We start from the raw sequence: 15,106 nt of genomic DNA on the forward strand, positions 1-15,106 counted from the left end.
GATGACCTTCGTAGCGGAGGATGCCGCGACGTGAGACTGGGGACGGCGGCTTTCCGGGATGGTATCGGTTGCGAGCGGTAACTGGGCAAGCGCCAGGGCCTGTCGGTGGCTGGTCAGTGACCGAAGACCCTCGGCGCGGTGTGAGCTTCTTCTCTCGGATACCACCCCAAAAGGGACGTTCAGTCTTGGGTTCGGTATTCCTCCAGGAGCCTCCGTCCAATAATCATTTTCTGAATCTCGGCGGTACCTTCGCCGATGAGAAGCATCGGCGCCTCCCGGTAGAGGCGCTCGATCTCGTATTCCTTGGAGAAGCCGTACCCGCCGTGGATGCGGAACGCGTCCTCCACGACCTCTTTGCAGTACTCCGACGCCAGGTACTTCGCCATTCCCGCCTCGAGGTCGTTGCGGGCACCCGAGTCCTTCTTCCGGGCCGCATTGACCATCATCGCATGAGCGGCCTCGACCTTTGTTCCCATTTCGGCCAGTTTGAACTGGATGGCCTGGTGCTGCGCGATCGGCTTGCCGAAGGTGTGCCGCTGCTGTGCGTAGGCGACGCCCAGCTCGAATGCGCGCCGCGCCACACCGCAGCCGCGCGCGGCCACATTCACCCGGCCGACCTCCACTCCGTCCATCATTTGGTAAAAACCTCGGTCCGGCGTCCCGCCGAGCACCCGATCGGCCGGAATGCGTAGTCCGTCCATGATGAGCTCGGTGGTGTCGACCCCCTTGTAGCCCATCTTCTCGATCTTGCCGGGGATGGTCAGACCGGGCCGCACCTCCCCGAAGCCGGGCTCCTTCTCGACCAGGAAGGTGGTCATCGCCTTGTGCGGGGCGACCCCTTCCCGCGGCTCGCCGGTCCGGCACAGGACCGCCACCAGGGTGGAGGTGCCGCCGTTGGTCAGCCACATCTTCTGGCCGTTCAGGACGTAGTCGTCGCCGTCCCGCACCGCCTTGCTGGTGATCGCCGACACATCCGAGCCCAGCCCCGGCTCCGACATCGAGAAGGCGCCCCGGATCTCGCCCAGCGCCATCTTGGGCAGGAAATACTCCTTCTGCTCCGCGGTGCCGTGCTGTTTGAGCATGTACGCCACGATGAAGTGCGTGTTGATGATGCCCGACACGCTCATCCAGCCGCGGGCGATCTCCTCCACGCACAGCGCGTAGGTGAGCAGCGACTCACCCAGACCGCCGTATTCCTCCGGGATCATCAGCCCGAAGACGCCGAGCTCCTTCAGTCCCTCGACGATCGCGGTCGGATATTCGTCGCGATGCTCCAGCTCGGTCGCGACCGGCAGGATCTCCTTGTCGACAAAATCCCTGACCGTGGCGAGGATCTCCCGCTGGATGTCGGTCAGGCCCTCCGTCTGTGCGAGGCGGCTCATATCACTGCCCTCCCAGCTCCGGGCGGCCCGGCTGTTCTCCGCCCCGCTCCTTGATGTACGTGGCGGTCGGCACCATCACCTTGCGCCGGAAGACACAGACCAGGGTGCCGTCCTGCTTGTAGCCCTTGGTCTCCACATGCACGATGCCCCGGTCCGATTTGGACTTCGACGGCGTCTTGTCCAGAACCGTCGTCTCGCCGTAGATCGTGTCGCCGTGGAAGGTGGGCGCGACATGCCGAAGCGACTCGATCTCCAGATTGGCGATCGCCTTTCCCGAGACATCGGGCACGGACATGCCCAGCAGCAGTGAGTAGATGTAGTTGCCGACCACCACGTTCTTGCCGAAATCGGTTGTCTTCTCGGCGTAGTTGCTGTCCATGTGCAGCGGGTGGTGGTTCATGGTGAGCAGACAGAAGAGGTGGTCGTCGTATTCGGTGACCGTCTTCCCCGGCCAGTGCCGGTAGACGTCGCCCACCGTGAACTCCTCATAGGTACGGCCGAACTGCATGGCTCACGCCTCCGGGGGCTGGAAGGTGGACGTACGGGTCATCCCGGCCGCGCGGCCCTTGCCCGCGATGACCAGGGCCATCTTGCGGCTGGCCTCGTCGATCATCTCGTCGCCGAGCATCGCCGAGCCCTTCATACCGCCCGCTGCCGAGGTGCAGTGGTCGTAGGCGTCCAGGATCAGCTCGGCGTGGTCGTAGTCCTCCTGCGACGGCGAGAAGACCTCGTTGGCCGCCTCCACCTGACCCGGGTGCAGCACCCACTTGCCGTCGTAGCCGAGGGCGGCGGCGCGCCCGGCCACCTCGCGGAAGCCGTCCACATTGCGGATCTGGAGGTAGGGGCCGTCGATCGCCTGGAGGTCATGGGTGCGGGCCGCCATCAGGATCCGCATCAGGATGTAGTGGTACGCGTCCGCCGGATAGCCCGGCGGCTGCTCGCCCACGACCAGGGACTTCATGTTGATGGACGCCATGAAGTCGGCCGGGCCGAAGACAATGGTCTCCAGACGCGGCGAGGCGCCGGCGATCTCGTCCACGTTGACCAGGCCCTTGGCGTTCTCGATCTGCGCCTCGATGCCGATCCGCCCGACCTCGAAGCCCATCGTCTTCTCGATCTGGGTGAGCAGCAGGTCGAGCGCGATCACCTGCTGGGCGTCCTGCACCTTGGGCAGCATGATGCAGTCCAGGTTGGGGCCCGCGCCCTCGACGACCGTGATGACGTCCCGGTACGTCCAGTGGGTGGTCCAGTCGTTGACCCGCACCACCCGGGTCTTACCGGTCCAGTCGCCCTCGTTCAGCGCCTTGACGATGGAGTGCCGGGCGTCCTCCTTGGCCAGCGGCGCACAGGCGTCCTCCAGGTCCAGGAAGACCTGGTCGGCCGGGAGCCCCTGGGCCTTCTCCAGGAAGCGCGGATTGGAGCCGGGGACGGCCAGGCAGGAGCGGCGGGGGCGGAGCCGGGCGGCGGCGGAGGAGCGGTCGGGGGCGGTCATGCGGGAACCTCCAGAGGGGGAAGCGTGTGCGCGGCACGGATCGCATCGACGATACGGCCGATGATCTCCGTGATACCGAAGTCCTTGGGGGTGAAGACGGCGGCCACCCCCGCCGCACGCAGGGCGGCGGCGTCCGTGGCCGGAATGATCCCGCCGACGATGACGGGGATGTCCCGGGCGCCCGCGCCGCGCAGCCGCTCCAGGACGTCGGGCACCAGCTCGGCATGCGAACCGGACAGGATGGACAGCCCGACACAGTGCACGTCCTCGGCCACGGCGGCCGAGACGATCTGCTCGGGGGTGAGCCGGATCCCCTGGTAGACCACCTCGAAGCCGGCGTCCCTGGCGCGCACCGCGATCTGCTCGGCGCCGTTGCTGTGCCCGTCCAGACCGGGCTTGCCGACCAGCAGCCGCAGCCTGCCGCCGCCCAGCTCGGCGGCGGTCTTGTCGACCTTCTCGCGGACCGTGGCCAGCAGGGAGCCCGCCTCCGCGGTGACGGCCACGGGCGCGCCGCCGACCCCGGTGGGGGCGCGGAACTCGCCGAAGACATCGCGCAGCGCCCAGGCCCACTCCCCGGTGGTCACGCCCGCACGGGCGCAGCGCAGGGTCGCGGGCATCAGGTTCTCGGTTCCCGCGGCGGCCTTACGGAGGGCGGCGAGGGCCTCCTGGGCGGGGCCCTCCGCGCGCCGCTCGCGCCAGGTGTGCAGGGCCGAGACCACCCGCGCCTCGTTCTCCGGGTCCACCGTCATGATCGCGGTGTCGAGATCGGCGGTGAGCGGATTGGGCTCGGTGGACTCGTAGCAGTTGACGCCGACGATCTTCTCCTCGCCCGCCTCGATGCGCGCCCTGCGCTCGGCGTGGGAGGCCACCAGCCGCGCCTTGAGGTAACCGGACTCGACGGCGGCCATCGCCCCGCCTATCTCCTGGATCCGCTCGATCTCCGCCTCGGCCTCCTCGACCAGCGCGGCGACCTTGGCCTCGACCACCTGGGAGCCCTCGAAGATGTCGTCGTACTCCAGCAGGTCGCTCTCGTGGGCGAGCACCTGCTGGATGCGCAGCGACCACTGCTGGTCCCAGGGGCGGGGCAGGCCCAGCGCCTCGTTCCAGGCCGGGAGCTGGACGGCGCGGGCGCGGGCGTCCTTGGAGAGGGTCACGGCCAGCATCTCCAGGACGATGCGCTGGACGTTGTTCTCCGGCTGGGCCTCGGTCAGGCCGAGCGAGTTCACCTGGACGCCGTAGCGGAACCGGCGGTGCTTGGGGTTCTCGATCCCGTAGCGCTCATGGGTGACGCGGTCCCAGATGCGGCCGAAGGCGCGCATCTTGCACATCTCCTCGATGAACCGGACGCCCGCGTTCACGAAGAACGAGATCCGGGCCACCACCTCGCCCTTACGGTCCTCGGGAACCTGGCCGGAGGCGAACACCGCGTCCAGGACGGAGATCGCCGTGGCCATCGCGTAGGCGATCTCCTGCACCGGAGTGGCCCCGGCCTCCTGGAGGTGGTAGCTACAGATGTTGATCGGGTTCCACTTGGGGATGTGGTGGACCGTGTACGCGATCATGTCGGTGGTCAGCCGCAGGCTCGGGCCCGGCGGGAAGACGTGCGTACCGCGCGAGAGGTACTCCTTGACGATGTCGTTCTGCGTCGTCCCCTGGAGCTTCGCGATATCGGCGCCGTGCTCCTCGGCCACGACCTGATACAGCGCCAGCAGCCACATCGCGGTCGCGTTGATGGTCATGGAGGTGTTCATCCGCTCCAGGGGGATCTCCTGGAACAGCCGCCGCATGTCGCCCAGATGCGAGACCGGGACCCCGACCCGGCCCACCTCGCCCCGGGCCAGGAGGTGGTCGGGGTCGTAGCCGGTCTGGGTGGGCAGGTCGAAGGCGACCGACAGCCCGGTCTGGCCCTTGGCCAGGTTGCGCCGGTACAGCTCGTTGGACGCCTCGGCGCTCGAGTGCCCGGCGTAGGTCCGCATCAGCCAGGGCCGGTCCTTGGGACGGGGCGCGCCACTCATCGGACGTCCTCGCCGTGCTCGGCGGTCCGCTCCGACACGTCATCACGGAACAGATTGATGGCGTCGATGTGCCGGTCGCGCATCGCCTGGTCGCGCACGCCCATGCCCTCCTCCGGGGCCAGGCACAGCACCCCGACCTTGCCCTGGTGGCGGTTGCGGTGCACGTCGTACGCGGCCTGGCCGGTGTCCTCCAGCCGGTAGGTCTTGGACAGCGTCGGGTGGATCCTGCCCTTGGCGATCAGCCGGTTGGCCTCCCACGCTTCGCGGTAGTTGGCGAAGTGGGAGCCGATGATCCGCTTCAGCGACATCCATAGATAGCGGTTGTCGTACTCATGGGTGTACCCGGAGGTCGACGCGCAGGTGACGATCGTGCCGCCCTTACGGGTGACATAGACGGACGCGCCGAAGGTCTCGCGGCCCGGGTGCTCGAAGACGATGTCCACGTCCTCGCCGCCGGTCAGCTCGCGGATCTTCTTGCCGAACCGCTTCCATTCGCGCGGGTCCTGGGTGCCGTCGTCCTTCCAGAACCGGTAGTCCTCGGCGGTGCGGTCGATGATCGCCTCGGCGCCCATCCGCCGGCAGATCTCGGCCTTCCGCGGCGAGGAGACCACACAGATCGGGTTGGCCCCGCCGGCCAGCGCGAACTGGGTGGCGTAGGAGCCGAGTCCGCCGCTCGCGCCCCAGATCAGGACGTTGTCGCCCTGCTTCATCCCGGCGCCGTTACGGGAGACCAGCTGCCGGTAGGCGGTGGAGTTGACCAGCCCCGGGGCGGCCGCCTCCTCCCAGCTCAGATGGGCGGGCTTGGGCATCAGCTGGTTGGCCTTGACCAGGGCGATCTCGGCGAGCCCGCCGAAGTTGGTCTCGAAGCCCCAGATGCGCTGCTCGGGGTCGAGCATGGTGTCGTTGTGGCCGTCGGAGCTCTCCAGCTCGACCGACAGACAGTGCGCGACGACCTCGGCGCCCGGCTTCCAGGCGTTCACACCGGGGCCGGTGCGCAGCACGACGCCCGCGAGGTCGGAGCCGATGATGTGGTACGGCAGGTCGTGCCGCTTGGCCAGGGGGGAGAGCTTGCCGTACCGCTCCAGGAAGCCGAAGGTCGGCAGCGGCTCGAAGATCGAGGTCCACACGGAGTTGTAGTTGACCGAGCTGGCCATCACGGCGACGAGGGCCTCGCCGGGGCCCAGCTCGGGCACCGGCACCTCGTCCACGTGCAGTGACTTGCGGGGGTCCTTCTCCCGGGTGGTGAGGCCCGCGAACATGTCGGCCTCGTCCTTGCGCACGGTCACCGCGCGGTACGACTCGGGGATGCGCAGTGCCGCGAAGTCCTCGGGTGCTGTGTCCGACGCCAGGATCGCGTCAAGTATCTCGTTCATCGGTGCCTCCGGCGAAGCGTCCACGGGGGACGCCTGAGGGAACGCTGGGCTCGGGACGGGTGGATGCTGATGCGGTGCCGTCGGTTCGGCGGAGGTGGTGCTGAATGCGGCGCGGGTGGCGCCGGGCGCCTGGTGACGCAGGCGTTGTCCGGGCGCGCAAAGCGGCTTGCGGGGACAGCCGGCGCACGGCGGTTGGCAGCGCGCCGGCCGCCCGGACACCCTCACCGTATGGCACCCTGTGCCACCTCGCAAGACACTGGGTGCCAACAATTTCCCTCAGTTGTCATCTCGGCTGCACACATGAGCAACGACGGCCGCCCCGAGCCGGGGCGGCCGTCGTCTCTGGTGGGTGGCCGGCGGTGGGTGGCCGGCGGGGGTGCGGAGCTACCGCTTGAGAGCCTCCTTGATCGTCCGCATGACCTCGGTCAGCGGCGCGTCCGTCCGCGCCACCATCACCACCACCTCGTCCTCCTCCGTCGCCGAGACCGCCGCCGCGGGGCGCTGCCGGGCCGGAGCGGGGCGGCCGCCGATGCCGGTGCCGAAGGTCTCCCGGACGATCGCGAAGGCGTGGTCCAGCTGCGCCTCCACATCGCCCTGGCCCCCCGCCCGCAGCCAGCGCCGCAGCACATGGTTGTGGGCCGTGACCACGGCCGAGGCGGCCACCTCGGCCAGCAGCGGATCGTCGTCGCCGTCGTGGTGCGCCCCCTCGTCGAAGTGGCCCAGCAGATAGCGGGTGAACAGCCGCTCGTAGCGGGCCACCGAGGCGATCTCCCGCTCCCGCAGGGCCGGTACCTCACGGGTCAGCCGGTAGCGCTCCACGGAGACGGTCGGCGCGGACGCGTACATCCGCATGACCTCCTTGATCCCGCGGCACACGGTGTCCAGGGGGTTCTCATGCGGAGGCGCCGCGTCCAGCACCGCCGCGGCCCGCACCAGCGTGTCGTCGTGGTCAGGGAAGATCGCCTCTTCCTTGGAGCGGAAGTGCCGGAAGAAGGTGCGCCGGGCCACCCCCGCGCGGGCCGCGATCTCATCGACGGTCGTCGCCTCGTACCCCTGCGTCGCGAACAACTCCATCGCCGCGGCGGCGAGTTTGCGCCGCATGGACAGACGCTGAGCCGCGGCGCGGCGGCTTCCCGCGCTCTCACCGCCGCCGGACGAGGGGGGTCGCTTCGTACGCTCCGTACGCGTGGCCTTCACGGGCTGGGACATGTGGGGAACGTAACACGCTTGTGTGTGCCGGTGCGGGGGCAGACCGACGGAAGGCTCCAGCAGCCCTCCCCACCGGGCACCGGACTGCGCCGGTCCGCCCCACCCGGAGCCGAATTCAGGCCTTGGCATACTCGCGGAAGCCGCGCCCCGTCTTGCGCCCCAGGCACCCGGCCGCGACCAGATGCTCCAGCAGCGGCGCCGGCGCCAGACCCGGTTCCCGGAACTCCCGGTGCAGCACCCGCTCGATGGCCAGCGACACATCGAGCCCCACGACGTCGAGCAGTTCGAAGGGACCCATCGGATAGCCGCCGCCCAGCTTCATCGCGGCGTCGATGTCGTCCGGGGTGGCGTAGTGCTCCTGGACCATCTTCACCGCGTTGTTGAGGTACGGGAACAGCAGGGCGTTCACGATGAAACCGGCCCGGTCGCCGCAGTCCACCGGATGCTTGCCCACCGCCGCACACACCGCGTGCGCCGTCGCGCGCACCTCGTCCGCCGTCAGCACGGTGTGCACCACCTCGATGAGCTTCATCGCGGGCGCCGGGTTGAAGAAGTGCAGGCCCACCACGTCCTGCGGGCGCGAGGTCGCCCGCGCGCAGGCGATGACCGGCAGCGATGAGGTGGTCGTGGCCAGCACCGCACCCGGTTTGCAGACCTTGTCCAGCGCCCGGAACAGCTCCTGCTTGACGACCAGGTCCTCGGCCACCGCCTCCACGGCCAGATCCACCGAGCCGAACGCGTCCGGCGAATCCGCCGTGGTGATCCGCTCCAGCGCCTGCCGCCGGGCCGGTTCGGTCATCCGCCCCTTGGCCACCGACCGCCCCAGGGACTTGGCTATGCGGGCCTTCGCCGCCTCGGCCTTCTCCAGGGTCCGGCCCGCCAGCACCACCTCCAGGCCCGCCTTGGCGAAGACCTCGGCGATCCCGGCGGCCATCGTGCCCGAACCCGCGACGCCGACGGCGCGCACCGGGCGCGCCCCATCGGTGGAGTGCCGCACCTGGTCCGACGCGGCGTCCGGGACCACGGTGCCGCTGCCCGGCGCCTCGTACGTATAGAAGCCGCGGCCCGCCTTACGGCCGGTGAGACCGGCCTCGGCGAGCTGCCCCAGGACGGGCGCGGGCGCGTGCAGCCGGTCACCGGAGGCGGCGTACATGGCCTCCAGGACGGTACGGGCGGTGTCGATGCCGATCAGGTCGAGCAGGGCCAGCGGGCCCATCGGCAGCCCGCAGCCGAGTCTCATCGCGGCGTCGATGTCCTCCCGTGCCGCGTACTTGGCCTCGTACATCGCGGCGGCCTGGTTGAGATAGCCGAACAGCAGCCCGTCGGCGACGAACCCGGGCCGGTCGCCGAGCGCCACCGGCTCCTTGCCCAGATCGCGGGCGAGCGCGGTGACCGCCTCGACGGCCGCGGGGGCGGTGAGCACGCTGGAGACGATCTCGACGAGCTTCATGGCCGGTGCCGGATTGAAGAAGTGCAGGCCCAAGACCCGTTCCGGATGGGCGGATTCGGCGGCCAGCCGGGTCACCGACAGCGCGTTGGTGCCGGTCGCGATGACCGCGGCGGGGCTGACCACGGTGTCCAGCTCGGCGAAGACCTCGTGCTTGGTGTCGTAGTCCTCGGGCACCACCTCGATCACCAGGTGCGCGTCGGCGGCGGCACGCAGATCGGTCGAGACGCGGAATCGGTCCAGGATTCCGGCCCGTTCCCGCTCGCTGATCCGCTCGCGCCGCACGGCGCGGGCGGTGGCGGCCTCGAGCGCGGTGACGGCTCGGCGGCAGGCGCTCTCGCTGATGTCGATGCCGATCACCTCGCGGCCCGCTCGGGCCAGGATCTCGGCGATGCCGGTGCCCATCGTGCCGAGCCCGACGACGGCGACAGTAGTGAGCGGGGCCCGGGAGGGGGAGAGATCAGAGGGGGACGTAGTGCTGACGCCGGTGTGTGGGAGACGACGGTCCATCGCGGACTCCAGAGGGTGTTCCCCGGCACGGGGATGACGTGACGACTGAGGGGAGCTCGGGTCATGCCGCTGCCACCGCTCACACCACGCATGCGCGGGGGGCTGACGCGGCTGACGCACATCCCCGACGGAAGGTCTTGCACGCTCCCTGGCGGACAGCGCCGTACGGAGGAGACTGCCCGTGGGAGACACGTGGCCGGCCCTGTCCCGGGGCCATGCCGTATCTGCTTGTGGGAACTGCCGAACCGACGTCACACAGGGCGGCTGCGTCACCAGGCCGCCGGAGCAGGGGTACTGCCCGTGTGGCCATATTAACTCGCGGGTAACCAAGATGCCAGAGCCATTGTGAGTCCGTGCCGGGACGCGGCTCACCGGGGAGGGGAGACCTCGTATGGACGATGAATTCCGGACGCTGACGGAGCGGGTACGGGCCTCGCTCACGACCCCGCAGGAAACCGCGGCCCATGCCTCGCTGCTCGCGCTCGTGCGCCAGGGCACCCCCGCCGCGCGCGAACAGCTGGCCCGCATCCTGGTCGCGCCGGAGCAGCCGCTGTGGGCGCGGGAGACCGCGGCCTTCGTGCTCGGCAGCGCGGGCGACCGCCGGGCCTTCGAAACCCTCGTCCTCCTGCTCAACTACCGCGAGCCGGCCCGCTGTGCGACCGCCGCCCGGGTGCTGGCCCGCCTCGGCGATCCGCGCACCGCGCGGGCCGCCGCCGCCCTGGCCACGAACCCGCTGCGCACCGCGTACTCCCTGCACCCCATCCGGCTGCTGGTGGAGCTGCGCGCCCCCGAGTCCGTACCGGCCCTGGTCGCCGCCCTGGAACGGCAGTTGGCGGCCCGCGACCGCCACTGGGCGATCGCCCGCGCCTGCGTCGAGGGCCTGGGCGCGATCGGCGACGAGCGCGCCATCCCGGCCCTGACCGCCGCCGCCCGGCACATACGCCTCAGCGCGGCGGCCGCCGCCGCCCTGGCCCGCATCACCGGCGAAGGCGCCGTCACGGGCGGTGGCGCCCCGGAGCCGGCGGGCACGGCCGGTAAGGCCGGTAAGGCGGAGAGCGTGGGTGAGGCCCGCGTGCCGTGAGGGGAGCCGTGTTCGTGCCGCGGTGACCGGGACGGCCTACAGCAGTGACGGCCTATGGCAGTGACGGTCTATGGCAGTGACGGTCTACAGCAGTGACAGCTGGGACGGCGCCGGGGGCGAGTCGGACCGGGTCTCCGGCTCCTCCTGGACGTTGCGGTGCGCGCCCGCCGCGTACGGGCCGATGCCGTACTCGGCGGCGAAGTCGTGCACCATCCCGGTGATCCGCCGCTGGTACCACTTCGGGGCGTAGGAGCCGCCCTCGTAGAGCGCGTCGTACCGCCGCAGCAGGCGCGGATGGCGGTGGGTGAGCCAGGTGGTGAACCACTCGCGGGCGCCGGGACGCAGATGGAGCACCAGCGGGGTCACGGAGCTGGCCCCGGCCTCGGCGATCGCCCTTACGGTGGCGCGCAGTTGCTCGGGGGAGTCGCCGAGGAAGGGGATCACCGGGGCCATCAGCACCCCGCACGGAATCCCGTGAGCGGACAGCGTGCGCACGACGTCCAGGCGCCGCTCGGGCGAGGGCGTGCCCGGTTCGACCGTGCGCCACAGCTCGCCGTCGGTGAAGCCGACCGAGACCGAGACGCCGATGTCGGTGACGCGTGACGCCCGCCGCAGCAGCTCCAGATCGCGCAGGATCAAGGTGCCCTTGGTGAGGATCGAGAAGGGGTTGGCGCGCTCCGTGAGCGCCGTAAGGATGCCGGGCATCAGTTGGTACCGGCCCTCGGCGCGCTGGTAGCAGTCCACGTTCGTGCCCATCGCGATGTGCTCACCGGACCAGCGGCGGGAGGCCAGCTCGCGGCGGAGCAGCTCCGGCGCGTTGGTCTTCACCACGATTTGGGAGTCGAAGCCGAGCCCGGTGTCCAGGTCCAGATAGCTGTGCGTCTTGCGCGCGAAACAGTAGACGCAGGCGTGGGTGCAGCCACGGTACGGATTCACCGTCCATTCGAACGGCATCCGGGAGGCGCCGGGCACCCGGTTGATGATCGAGCGCGCCCGGATCTCATGGAAGGTGATCCCGCGGAACTCCGGGGTGTCGAAGGTGCGGGTGGTCACCGCGTCCGCGGCGAAGAGGGCCGGGGTGGCCGCCCCGTCATCTCTGCTCAGGTTGTCCCAGCGCATCGCAGGCACCTCCGGGTCTCGCTCGTACCACAATAGAACACATGTGTGATTCGTTTTCGTCAAGCCTGGATTTGGGCCGGTGACCTGGAGGTGGTTGGCTTGCGTTTGTCAGGACGTCACGGGCAGGGACGTCACGTCGAACGCGGGAGGAAAAGCGATGGGGCAGGTCGAAGCCACCACGGAGCGGATCGTCACGGGTAAGCCCGAGGACGTGTTCGACGCACTCGCCGACTATCGCGAGACCCGCCCCCGGCTGCTTCCGCAGCAGTTCAGCGAGTACGAGGTGCGCGAGGGCGGCGACGGCGAGGGCACCGTCGTGCACTGGAAGCTCCAGGCCACCAGCAAGCGGGTGCGCGACTGCCTGCTGGAGGTCTCCGAGCCGACCGATGGCCGGCTGGTCGAGAAGGACCGCAACTCCTCCATGGTCACCACCTGGACCGTCACCCCGGCGGGTGAAGGCAGGTCGCGGGTGGTCGTCACCTCGACCTGGACCGGCGCGAGCGGCATCGGCGGCTTCTTCGAGCGGGCCTTCGCCCCCAAGGGGCTGGCCCGGATCTACGACGAGCTGCTGGCCAAGCTCGCCGCCGAGACCGCCCAGTAGCGCCTCGGGCCGGAGTCGGAGTCCGAACCCGGCCTCGTCTCCGGGCCCAACCTCGTCGCCGGCCCTGGTCCCGCCCCGTCCCCGGACCGAACGTCGCATTCACCGGTTCGGGTGGTTTTCTCCGCTGTCCGGCATACCCCCGCACACGCTCTCACCGGGGGGAATGCCATCGGCCGTCCCTCGTCGACGATTCGTCGCTGTTTGCCCCTGATTGCGCGTGATGCGAGAAATGGGCGGCGCAGACGTGACGAGGGGAGAAGGACGTGGGCGGCACCACCGGGACCACCGGGGCCACCGTGCCGAAGCGGCGAGAGGGCCACGAGCGGGCCGGGGCGTGCGGACCGGCGGGCCCTCCCGCCCACGCCACCGACGAGAGGCCTGGGGAAGCCGGGGCGGGCCCTCCACCGCCGCCGGTGCCGGTGGCGGTGGAGGCGGGCGACGCCGCCCCGGCCCCCCTCCCGCTCAGCCCGGCCCGGGTGCGGATGGTCTTCGTCGCGCTGATGCTCGCGCTGCTGCTCGCGGCACTCGAACAGACCATCGTCGCCACCGCCCTCCCCGAGGTGGTCGGTGAACTCCACGGCCTGGACAAGATGTCCTGGACCGTCACCTCCTACCTCCTCGCGGTCACCGTCGTGCTGCCGCTCTACGGCAAGCTCGGCGATCTCATCGGCCGTAAGAGCGTCTTCCTCTTCGCGATCGTCGTCTTCGTCGCCGGGTCCGCGCTCGCGGGCTGGTCACGCACGATGGACGAGCTGATCGCCTTCCGCGCCGTCCAGGGCGTGGGCGCCGGCGGTCTGATGATCGGGGTCCAGGCGATCATGGCGGACATCGTTCCTCCCCGGGAACGCGGCCGCTATATGGGGCTCATCGGCGCCGCGTTCGGCCTCGCCTCGGTGGCCGGGCCGCTGCTCGGCGGGTTCTTCACCGACCATGTCTCCTGGCGCTGGTGCTTCTACGTCAACGTCCCCTTCGGGCTGGTCACGCTCGCCGTCGTGGCCGCCGTCCTCAAGGTGCCGGAGCCGGCCCGCCGGGCGCGCTTCGACGTTCTGGGCGCGCTGTTCCTGTCGGTGTTCTCCACCTGCGCGGTGCTGCTGACGAGTTGGGGCGGCACGGAGTACGCATGGGGCTCTCGCGTCATCCTCGGACTCGCCCTGGGGGCGGCGGTCGCGGCGGTCCTCTTCGTCGTCGTGGAGTGTGTCGTCCCCGAACCGATCATCCCCATGCGGCTGTTCCGCGACTCGGTCTTCTGCGTCAGCGGACTGATCGGCGCCGTCGTCGGCGTCGCCCTCTTCGGCGCCGCCAGCTATCTGCCGACCTTCCTCCAGATGGTCGACGGCGTCTCGGCCACCGAGTCGGGGCTGCTGATGGTGCCCATGATGGGCGGCATGGTGCTGGCCTCCGTCCTCTCCGGCTACCTCATCAGCACCACCGGCCGCTACAAGCTCTTCCCGATCCTCGGCGGGCTGATCTCCGCCATCGGCATGTGGCTGCTCTCCCGGCTCGAGGAGGACACCTCCCGCCAGGACTACAGCCTGTGGATGGGCGTCCTCGGGCTCGGCATCGGGCTCGTCCTGCCGGTGCTCATCCTCGCCGTGCAGAACTCCGTGCCCGTCGCCGACCTCGGCTCGGCCACCAGCGCCAACAACTACTTCCGGCAGATCGGCGGCAGCGTCGGCGCGGCCGTGTTCGGCACGCTCTTCGCGAACCGGCTCGCCGACCGCCTGAGGGTCGACCTGCCCTCCGGGGCGGCGAACGGGCACGGCGGCGACGGCTCCGGTCTGCCCGACCCCGACTCGGTCACCCCGCAGATGGTGCACGCGCTGCCGAGCGCCCTGCGCGACGGCTACATCGCGGCGTACGCCCACGCCATGCCGCGGATCTTCCTCTATCTCGTGCCGGTGCTCGTCCTGGGCTTCCTGCTCGCCTTCCTGCTGAAGGAGAAACCTCTGGTGTCCCACACCGACTACGCCGTCCAGCAAGACCCGCATGACCTGCGAGAGCCGGTGGTGCCGGCCGCGCGCACGGGCGCCGGGCCCCGGCACGCCGGGTCCGCCGCGCCGCCGCCCGCCGCGGGTGTCCCGGTGTGCGGCACGGTCCAGCACCACGACGGCACCTCGGTCCCTCGGGCCGCCCTGACCCTCATCGACGTCGGCGGCCGCCAGATCGGGCGCGGCGCCACCGGGGAGGACGGGCGGTACGCGCTGAGCACGCCCGGCGCCGGGTCCTACGTCCTGATCGCGGCGGCCGGCGGCCACCAGCCGCGCGCGGTCAGCGTCACCGTCGGGGACCGGCCGGTCGAACTGGACGTGGTCCTCGGCGGCGCGGGCCGGCTCGCCGGTGCCGTCCTTACGGCCGACGGCACGCCCGTAAGGGAGGCGACCGTCACCCTGACCGATGTGCGCGGCGAGGTCGTCGCGGCCACCCGCAGCGGGCGCGAAGGGGGCTATGTGATGGACGAGTTGGTGGCGGGTGAGTACACCCTCGCCGCCAGCGCCCCCGCGTTCCGCCCCGCCGCCCTCCCCGTCACCGTCCAGGCCGCGCGCGAGACCCGGCAGGACGTCGAACTGGCCGGCGGCGCGGTCCTGCGCGGGGTCGTCCGGGCCACCGGAGGCCGGGTGGTGGAGGACGCCCGGGTCACCCTGCTGGACGCGGCCGGCAATGTGGTCGACACGGCGACGACGGGCCCGGACGGCGCGTTCCGCTTCATCGACCTGTCGGCGGGCGAATACACGGTCATCGCGGCGGGCTACCCGCCGGTGGCGACGGTCCTCCAGGTCGCGGGCGGCGGCCGTACGGAGCGCGATCTGCAACTGGGCTACGAGGACTAGACCTTGAGCCGGGAGGCGTGGCGAACCGGCGCCTCCCGGCGGCAAGGTC

The 15,106-nt window shown here is 70.5% G+C and carries 11 protein-coding genes; 3 read left to right on the top strand and 8 right to left on the bottom strand.

Features of this window, described 5'->3' with window-relative positions:
• Positions 1-179: 179 nt before the first annotated feature.
• From N6H00_RS30790 to N6H00_RS30820, 7 genes are all read right to left on the bottom strand, one after another.
• Positions 180-1,382 (bottom strand): acyl-CoA dehydrogenase family protein, encoded by a 1,203-nt coding sequence (locus N6H00_RS30790; RefSeq protein WP_268975094.1) that lies wholly within the window; start codon positions 1,380-1,382, stop codon positions 180-182.
• 1 nt (position 1,383) lies between these two features.
• Entirely contained in the window at positions 1,384-1,890 is a 507-nt protein-coding gene (locus N6H00_RS30795; protein WP_268975095.1) for a MaoC family dehydratase, read from the bottom strand.
• 3 nt (positions 1,891-1,893) lie between these two features.
• Positions 1,894-2,874, bottom strand: coding sequence for an HpcH/HpaI aldolase/citrate lyase family protein (locus N6H00_RS30800; RefSeq protein ID WP_268975096.1), 981 nt, complete (start codon positions 2,872-2,874; stop codon positions 1,894-1,896).
• Entirely contained in the window at positions 2,871-4,889 is a 2,019-nt protein-coding gene (locus N6H00_RS30805) for a protein meaA (protein ID WP_268975097.1), read from the bottom strand. Before N6H00_RS30805 ends, N6H00_RS30800 begins: the two co-directional genes overlap by 4 nt.
• Positions 4,886-6,262, bottom strand: a complete 1,377-nt coding sequence (gene ccrA / locus N6H00_RS30810) for a crotonyl-CoA carboxylase/reductase (RefSeq protein WP_268975098.1) — start codon at positions 6,260-6,262, stop codon at positions 4,886-4,888. The genes N6H00_RS30805 and ccrA overlap by 4 nt, the downstream gene beginning before the upstream one ends.
• 384 nt (positions 6,263-6,646) lie before the next feature.
• Complete coding sequence (locus N6H00_RS30815; protein WP_268975099.1) at positions 6,647-7,471, bottom strand: TetR family transcriptional regulator; 825 nt, start codon at positions 7,469-7,471, stop codon at positions 6,647-6,649.
• A gap of 115 nt (positions 7,472-7,586) precedes the next feature.
• A complete protein-coding gene (locus tag N6H00_RS30820; protein WP_268975100.1) occupies positions 7,587-9,428 on the bottom strand; it encodes a 3-hydroxyacyl-CoA dehydrogenase family protein in 1,842 nt (613 codons plus the stop codon).
• Positions 9,429-9,819: 391 nt separating this feature from the next.
• Here N6H00_RS30820 and N6H00_RS30825 point away from each other — a divergent pair, with 391 nt between their 5' ends.
• The gene (locus N6H00_RS30825; RefSeq protein ID WP_268975101.1) at positions 9,820-10,509 is read left to right on the top strand and encodes a HEAT repeat domain-containing protein; all 690 of its coding nucleotides are present in this window, start codon (positions 9,820-9,822) and stop codon (positions 10,507-10,509) included.
• 84 nt (positions 10,510-10,593) lie between these two features.
• Here the strand turns inward: N6H00_RS30825 and N6H00_RS30830 are convergent, their stop codons facing one another.
• Entirely contained in the window at positions 10,594-11,628 is a 1,035-nt protein-coding gene (locus tag N6H00_RS30830) for an Rv2578c family radical SAM protein (protein WP_268975102.1), read from the bottom strand.
• Positions 11,629-11,785: 157 nt separating this feature from the next.
• On the opposite strand from N6H00_RS30830, the gene N6H00_RS30835 reads away from it, so the two are divergent.
• Both N6H00_RS30835 and N6H00_RS30840 read left to right on the top strand, forming a co-directional pair.
• Positions 11,786-12,229, top strand: coding sequence for an SRPBCC family protein (locus N6H00_RS30835; protein WP_268975103.1), 444 nt, complete (start codon positions 11,786-11,788; stop codon positions 12,227-12,229).
• A 263-nt stretch (positions 12,230-12,492) separates the two neighbouring features.
• Complete coding sequence (locus N6H00_RS30840; RefSeq protein ID WP_443073089.1) at positions 12,493-15,057, top strand: MFS transporter; 2,565 nt, start codon at positions 12,493-12,495, stop codon at positions 15,055-15,057.
• Positions 15,058-15,106 lie beyond the last annotated feature (49 nt).

Origin of the sequence: Streptomyces sp. S465 (genome assembly GCF_026898115.1) — a bacterium.
GTDB lineage: Bacteria > Actinomycetota > Actinomycetes > Streptomycetales > Streptomycetaceae > Streptomyces > Streptomyces luomodiensis.

Bases quoted from the DNA above. Each gene is read 5' to 3' on its own strand.
- N6H00_RS30790 (WP_268975094.1), bottom strand. From the start codon at position 1,382: ATGAGCCGCCTCGCACAGACGGAGGGCCTGACCGACATCCAGCGGGAG.
- N6H00_RS30795 (WP_268975095.1), bottom strand. From the start codon at position 1,890: ATGCAGTTCGGCCGTACCTATGAGGAGTTCACGGTGGGCGACGTCTAC.
- N6H00_RS30800 (WP_268975096.1), bottom strand. From the start codon at position 2,874: ATGACCGCCCCCGACCGCTCCTCCGCCGCCGCCCGGCTCCGCCCCCGC.
- N6H00_RS30805 (WP_268975097.1), bottom strand. From the start codon at position 4,889: ATGAGTGGCGCGCCCCGTCCCAAGGACCGGCCCTGGCTGATGCGGACC.
- ccrA (WP_268975098.1), bottom strand. From the start codon at position 6,262: ATGAACGAGATACTTGACGCGATCCTGGCGTCGGACACAGCACCCGAG.
- N6H00_RS30815 (WP_268975099.1), bottom strand. From the start codon at position 7,471: ATGTCCCAGCCCGTGAAGGCCACGCGTACGGAGCGTACGAAGCGACCC.
- N6H00_RS30820 (WP_268975100.1), bottom strand. From the start codon at position 9,428: ATGGACCGTCGTCTCCCACACACCGGCGTCAGCACTACGTCCCCCTCT.
- N6H00_RS30825 (WP_268975101.1), top strand. From the start codon at position 9,820: ATGGACGATGAATTCCGGACGCTGACGGAGCGGGTACGGGCCTCGCTC.
- N6H00_RS30830 (WP_268975102.1), bottom strand. From the start codon at position 11,628: ATGCGCTGGGACAACCTGAGCAGAGATGACGGGGCGGCCACCCCGGCC.
- N6H00_RS30835 (WP_268975103.1), top strand. From the start codon at position 11,786: ATGGGGCAGGTCGAAGCCACCACGGAGCGGATCGTCACGGGTAAGCCC.